The 1,902-nt window shown below is 72.4% G+C and carries 2 protein-coding genes; both read right to left on the reverse strand.

Going from position 1 to position 1,902, the window contains the following annotated elements; all coding sequences use genetic code 11:
- Positions 1-594: hypothetical protein (locus Q0L15_RS21195; RefSeq protein ID WP_296606725.1), on the reverse strand; the 594-nt coding region annotated here is incomplete at its 3' end.
- 174 nt (positions 595-768) lie between these two features.
- Entirely contained in the window at positions 769-1,782 is a 1,014-nt protein-coding gene (locus tag Q0L15_RS21200; RefSeq protein ID WP_296606726.1) for a membrane dipeptidase, read from the reverse strand.
- Between the last annotated feature and the right edge of the window lie 120 nt (positions 1,783-1,902).

Raw genomic sequence — 1,902 nt, forward strand, 5'->3', positions numbered from 1 at the left:
GATGCCCATCTCGATGCAGGCGCCGTAGAAGCCGACGTAGTTGGCGAGGAGCGGGTACATGACCTCGAAGTGGATCTCGAACGCGCGCTTGTGGAACTGGCGCGCCTTGCGGAGGTAGCCGCCGAGCTCCGGAAGCTCCAGCGACCGCAGGTCGACCGACTGCAGGTGCGTCCACCAGGAGTCGACCTCCGCGCGGCGGTCGGCCCAGATGCCCTCGAAGTTCTCGAGGAAGCGCGGCAGGTTCTGCATCATCCGGCGCGCCCGCTCGCCGATCTCCCACTCGTCCGTCACGTCGATCGCGGCGGCGTAGGTGTGCGTCCCGGCGATCCGCTGGGTGATGCCGCGCCCGGGCGGCAGCGGCAGCGACTCCGCGGCCAGCTGGGTCCCCCAGGAGTAGCCGTCCTCGTTCCAGATCAGGCCCATCGGGGTCAGGCCCCGGGGCCAATGGAAGTCGAGGAACCAGAACCGCTCCTCGTCGGCCTTGTCGAAGGTCCGGAACGGCTCGACCGCCCAGCCTGCATGGTCGAGTGCCGGCTTGAAGCCGGGGTACCACTCATCCGTCACGAACTCGTCGACGGGGACGACTGTGGCCATGGGCGGCTCTCCTAAGTCTCACGGACGCGGTGTGAGGAAGGTCGCATCGCACCAACCGTGGCTCAAGCGTCGCGTTCGCGACAGGAGAACGTCCCGGAAAGCCGAACCCGGTCACCCGCCTGGGAGCGCGGCCTGTGGTCCCACCAGCGGGTCGTGCCCGCCGGCGTCCCGCGATCAGCGCGGCGCGGGAGCCAGCTGCCGCGTCAGGGTGTCGATGACGGTCTCGGCAGCCACCTGGCGGCCGGCTCGCGGCCCCAGCGTCTCCTCCAGCCGCGCCGCGAGCGCGGCGAGGTCGGCGGGCCGCTCGAGGCCGGCGACCCAGGGCGGGGTGTCGGGGTGGACGAGCGCTCCGGAGAGCACGGGGTCGACCGCGTCCACGAGGTCGCGCATGAAGTCCAGGCCGAGCGCGACGCGCTCGGGACCCACCAGCGCGACCGCGTGCTGGACGTGGTCGAGGAACGAGTCCACCGTGGGGGCGTCGGACAGGAACGGGCCGAACCCGTTGACGGCGACGAAGCCGCCGCTGTCGGCCACCGCCCGGATCTGCTCGTCGGTGAGGTTGCGCGGGTGCGGCTGCAGGGCCCGGCAGGAGGAGTGGCTCGCGACGAAGGGCCTGGTCGCGACCGAGGCCAGGTGCCAGAAGCCGGTCTCCGAGAGGTGGCTGACGTCGACGAGCATGCCGAGGCGCTCCATCTCGGCGACCGCCTCGAGGCCGAGGGTCGTCAGGCGGCCGCCGGCGTCCTGCTCGCCGACCCCGTCGGCCATCATCGTGCGGCGGTTCCAGGTCATCGAGGCGATCCGGACGCCGAGGCGGTGGAAGGTGTCGAGCAGCTCGAGGGAGTGGCCGACCGGCTCACAGCCCTCCAGGGCGAGGACGAGCGCGATGCGGCCGCTCTCGATCGTGGGCCGGATCTGGTCGCCCCGCTCGCAGATCGCCACGTCGGCGGCGTGCACGTCGGCCAGCCGGCGGGCCTCCTCGAGCACCTGCAGGCTCCGGCGCAGGGCGCCCTCGCCCACGTGCTGCTCCTCGGTGAAGACCGGGAGCACCTGGAGCACCACGCCGCCGGCCCGCAGCTGCGGCAGCCAGAAGTCCCCGAACGGGTCGGCGAGGCCGCGCTCGCGCTGGTGCAGGACACCCAGCAGCAGGTCGTTGTGGCAGTCCGCCACCGGCAGCGTCGGCACCGCCATCAGGAGGAGGTGCCCGCGCTGCTCGCCTCGCGCCGGCGGGCCAGCTGGGCCAGGGAGACGGCGATGACCAGCGCGCCGCCGTAGAAGAGCTGCTGCACGAAGCTCTCCGCCCCCAGGAGC

Origin of the sequence: Nocardioides sp. (genome assembly GCF_024509035.1) — a bacterium.
GTDB lineage: Bacteria > Actinomycetota > Actinomycetes > Propionibacteriales > Nocardioidaceae > Nocardioides.

Bases quoted from the DNA above. Each gene is read 5' to 3' on its own strand.
- Q0L15_RS21200 (WP_296606726.1), bottom strand. From the start codon at position 1,782: ATGGCGGTGCCGACGCTGCCGGTGGCGGACTGCCACAACGACCTGCTG.